Consider the following 4,191-nt stretch of genomic DNA (forward strand, 5'->3'; position numbering starts at 1 on the left):
TAGTATCAGATGTTTTTGAAAAGAATGAAGAAGAAAGTCATAAATGTGAAAGTTCAGACAATGGAACAGAAGAATTGAAAGTAGATACAGATAATTTCAGTGGTATTTCTAAGGAATTTGTTCAGGAAAATCCAGAAATAGAGATAAAATCAGATGAAAAAACTGATGATGAGGCTCAAAATGATAGCGGTAATAATGAAATAGAAGAAAAAACTAAAGAAAAAAAGAATGAAGCTAAAAAATTTTTTAACGATAAACAATAAAAAGGAAAGATATGGACGAACATTTTAAAAGTATGGGAAAAATACTAGAAGAATCTGCAAAAGGTATGCAGGAACTTAATCAAGCAATTGCAAAAGGAGTAACATCAATGTACTACATGGGAACAGCAGAGGCGGTAATAAGTATAATAATAACAATAGCAATGATTTATTATATCTTTAAAAGTTACGATTCAGCAAAAGAAGCAGAAAGAAAAATAAAAAATTTAGAACTAAGATTTTATGAACTAGAGGAACACATTGAAAAAACAACAGGAGAAAAAATAAGGCATAGGGCTTTTTTTGATTAATTTTTAAAAATCATCTAATCAAACCACAAGCAGGGGTAACATTTCTATTGAAAGTCAAAGTTTCCTGAAGGCTATCTCTGCTATCATAAATTTTAAACTCAAGCCTGATATTAAAATTTAATGCTGCTTTGAAAACCGGATCTTTACAAATAGTTCTTTTTATGCCGTAAGTAGTTTCATTTAGAAATTTTGTCAATGCCTTATAATTCAAAATATTAACCTTACTTGAATTATAATGCGGTCTAAAATCTATAATATATTTTTCATTCTTACAATAATAAGAGTATTGATAGCCATAAGTAGTATAGCCAAAATGATCACCATATGGATCGGCATCTTTTGTATGCATACATACAAATTTAGCGATTTCGCTAGGAGTTAATTTAAAAAATCTACTCTTTAAATAACTAAATTGCTTGTCAAAATCAGACGAAAAAGAGACAGAAACAAGCAATAATAAAAATATTAAAATCCTGCGTGCAACCATGATTAAGCGCAAGCTATTTTTAGATTAAAAGCTTTTATGACTTTAAGCAAATCATCAAAATGAGATTTAGGCTTAAACAGATCATAAAATTTATCAGGATCCAAATTTGTCTTTTTAGATATGTTTTCAAAGCCATAAGATCTGGCAACGTCTAAAAAAGCTTGAGCGATCTCGTCAGGATTGCCATCCTCTAAAATCTGTTTTAAATATTCTTGTCTAGTTGCGTCATCGTCAAGGAAGTCAGCAACGTCAAATTCTTTAAGCTTTGTCATTTTAACTCCTTTAAAATTTCTTTGGCTTTGGCTATATCCTTTGTTGTCTTTATCTCCGCCGCAGAGCAAAATAATTATTTTATCTCCATCAAATATAAAATAAAGCCTAATGCCACTTTTTATAAAAATCCTCATCTCGTAGACTTCATCGCCTACACTCTTATAATCTCCGAGATGATCATCAACGGTTATTCTATTTAGTCGCTTTGCGATAGAAGCCTTAGCGATAGGGTCTTTTAAGGACTTGAACCATTTTTGATAAAAATCAGTATATAATACCTTCATGGAAAAGCATTATACAAGATTTTGATTAAGAAATGCTTACAAATATGCTTAAATAGGGCATTTGAAAGGTAAATTTGCAGCGCATAATCCTCATAACCCGAAGGTCGGCGGTTCAAGTCCGTCCTCCGCAACCAAATCTAAAATTTATCCTTCACTTACTCCAAAAAATCAAATTTTGAATTAAAGAAAATTATTTATGAACTTTGACGTATCTCAAATTTTAATCGTTTTGCTGTTGATCGTAATAGTTTTGCTGGCTTTAAAACTATTTAAAAAGCAAAAAATCAAGCAAACTAGATACAAAAGCGATAGCGGCGATACGGTAAAAAGCCGTGCCGAGCTCATCGTGGCAAATTGGCTATTTTACCGCGGTATAGATTTTATTTACGAGAAAAAGGTGCCGACCAAAGAGCGCGTTATTAGCGATTTTTATCTGACGCAAAGCGAAATTTATATCGAATTTTGGGGACTTGAGACGCCGCAATATCTAAAAAGAAAAAGTAAAAAAATCAAAATTTACAAGAAAAACCGCCTAAAACTCATCCAAATGAACGACGATAGCCTGCGCGATCTAAACACTTTTTTCGCCAAAGAATTTGCAAGGTACGGTGCAAAATATCAAATCAAGCCAAAGCCGTAAAATCTTCAAATTTTATAAACGCTATCTTTTTGTCATAAATTTGCATGCAGATACGGCTGTTAAATTTGGCCGATACAAAATTTATTAAATCAGAAAAAACCAACTATTTAAAAGCATTTGCAGTCGTTTGAAAAATAGATATTAGTAAGGTGTAAGAGCTAAAGTTGCCGATCGTAGTGCGCGAGCGATAAAACCGTTTGAGCAAGAGTGCGGATGTGGTCGTTAAAAAGATTTACTGCTCGCGTACGTCAAGCGAGTGTTTATGTTTTTAAGGTCGGCAAATTTGCTCCAAAACAGTTCCAGTCAGTGGCGAATTTGATCAAATTTGGTTGCCGCGATGAAAAGCTACCCAAATCGTATCGCGCACCATTTTAAGGTTTGGCAAATTTAACCAAAATAACGATTCTTGTAAATTTGCCTCGCTCATATTACTACATCGCTAAATCTAACCTTAACATTTTCAAGGTGCGGGTTATGCCCAAAATCAGTCAAATTTGACAAATCCGTAAAAATTAAACAAAAACTTACAAGCCTGGTCGCTTCGTTTAAATTTAACCAAAGTCTGTTTGTGCCGTATCTAAGCGAACCAAAAAGTCCGCAAAGTATCAAGCAAGGCCCGCGCAAAAGCCTAAATTTAAAGCTAAAAATGTATAATTATCCCAAATTTTTAAACAAGGAATAACAATGGATAGAGTAGAGCAGGCCATAAACGACATCAAAAACGGCAAAATGGTCGTCATGGTCGATGATGAAGACCGCGAAAACGAGGGCGATCTGGTATTTGCGGCGACCTTTAGCGACACGCAAAAGGTAAATTTCGCCATCACTCACGCAAAAGGCGTGCTGTGCCTCGCGCTAAACGAGGAGATCGCGCGTCGCCTCGATCTAAATTTGATGGTGGATAAAAACACGTCCTGCCACGAGACGGCGTTTACCGTCACCATAGACGCCAAAAACACGACCACGGGCGTGAGCGCCTACGAGCGCGACGTCACGATCCGCCTGGCCGCCGATCCGATGTCAAAGCCCGAGGACTTCGTGCGCCCGGGGCATATTTTCCCGCTCATCGCTAAAAAAGGCGGCGTGCTAAGCCGCACCGGACACACCGAAGGCTCGGTCGATCTATGCAAATACGCAGGCCTAACGCAAGCAGCCGTCATCTGCGAGATCGTAAAAGAGGACGGAAATATGGCTCGCAGGCCAGATCTAGAGGCATTTTGCGAGAAATTTGGACTAAATATGGTCTCGGTCTCCGAGCTCGTGCAGTACCGCCTAAAACACGAAAGCCTAATCGAGATAAAAGAAAAAAGCGCGGCTAAGATAGCGGGCTTTGACGCCCTAAAATGCGAGATCCTAGATCACAAAGGCGAGCGCCACTATGCCTTTGTTTTTGGCGAGATAAAGGACAAAACCGCGGTCAAATTTCATCAAATTTCAAGCGACGTGGAGCTGCTATGCTCGGATAAATTTGACGATTTTCGAGATTCGCTCGAGTATCTATCCAAAAACGGCGGCGTCGCGGTGTTTTTACAAGGCGAGGAGAAGTGCGGCGGACAGGTCAAGGACTACGGCATCGGCGCGCAAATTTTACACAAGCTAGGCGTCAGCCGTATCGAGCTTTTAAGCGCGAATAAAAACAAAGATTTCGTCGCGTTAAAGGGCTTTGGGCTTGACATCACGGGCTACAAAGAGTAACGCAAGCGGGCCTAGCGAGGTTGCGCGGGCCTTTGCCAAGACGCTAAATTTGGGGCTTTTGTACGCGGACAAAAAGGGCGTCATAAAATTTATAAATAAAAAATTTGAACGGATTTTCGCTCTGGCGCCAAAAATTTTTTACGGAGCGAAATTTGACGAGCTGATCGCCGCAGCGCAGGGACTTGGCGAGCTAAAAAGCTTTGAAAATCTCAAAAATAGCTCGCTAAACTCGAGCGATTTT

The 4,191-nt window shown here is 38.2% G+C and carries 7 protein-coding genes; 5 read left to right on the plus strand and 2 right to left on the minus strand.

Annotated features, from left to right (window positions below):
* Both Q0338_RS08120 and Q0338_RS08125 read left to right on the plus strand, forming a co-directional pair.
* A partial coding sequence (locus Q0338_RS08120; RefSeq protein WP_298086314.1) for a hypothetical protein occupies nucleotides 1-263 on the plus strand: 263 nt, incomplete at its 5' end.
* Between the two features lie 11 nt (nucleotides 264-274).
* Nucleotides 275-571 (plus strand): hypothetical protein, encoded by a 297-nt coding sequence (locus Q0338_RS08125; protein WP_298086315.1) that lies wholly within the window; start codon nucleotides 275-277, stop codon nucleotides 569-571.
* A 10-nt stretch (nucleotides 572-581) separates the two neighbouring features.
* Here Q0338_RS08125 and Q0338_RS08130 read toward each other — a convergent pair whose 3' ends face one another.
* Together Q0338_RS08130 and Q0338_RS08135 are read right to left on the minus strand one after the other, a co-directional pair.
* Nucleotides 582-1,058, minus strand: coding sequence for a hypothetical protein (locus tag Q0338_RS08130; RefSeq protein WP_298086316.1), 477 nt, complete (start codon nucleotides 1,056-1,058; stop codon nucleotides 582-584).
* Nucleotides 1,059-1,060: 2 nt separating this feature from the next.
* Nucleotides 1,061-1,615 carry a type II toxin-antitoxin system RelE/ParE family toxin gene (locus Q0338_RS08135; RefSeq protein ID WP_298086317.1) on the minus strand — a complete coding sequence of 185 codons (555 nt, stop codon included), beginning with the start codon at nucleotides 1,613-1,615 and terminating at the stop codon, nucleotides 1,061-1,063.
* Nucleotides 1,616-1,811: 196 nt separating this feature from the next.
* Between Q0338_RS08135 and Q0338_RS08140 the strand changes: the two genes are divergently transcribed.
* From Q0338_RS08140 to Q0338_RS08150, 3 genes are all read left to right on the plus strand, one after another.
* A complete protein-coding gene (locus Q0338_RS08140) occupies nucleotides 1,812-2,255 on the plus strand; it encodes a helicase IV (protein WP_298086318.1) in 444 nt (147 codons plus the stop codon).
* Nucleotides 2,256-2,939: 684 nt separating this feature from the next.
* The gene (locus Q0338_RS08145) at nucleotides 2,940-3,950 is read left to right on the plus strand and encodes a bifunctional 3,4-dihydroxy-2-butanone 4-phosphate synthase/GTP cyclohydrolase II (RefSeq protein ID WP_298086319.1); all 1,011 of its coding nucleotides are present in this window, start codon (nucleotides 2,940-2,942) and stop codon (nucleotides 3,948-3,950) included.
* Nucleotides 3,925-4,191 (plus strand): PAS domain-containing protein (locus Q0338_RS08150; RefSeq protein WP_298086320.1); only part of this gene is annotated, 267 nt, incomplete at its 3' end. The genes Q0338_RS08145 and Q0338_RS08150, both read left to right, overlap by 26 nt.

This window comes from uncultured Campylobacter sp., assembly GCF_938018145.1.
In the GTDB taxonomy this organism is placed as follows: Bacteria; Campylobacterota; Campylobacteria; order Campylobacterales; family Campylobacteraceae; genus Campylobacter_A.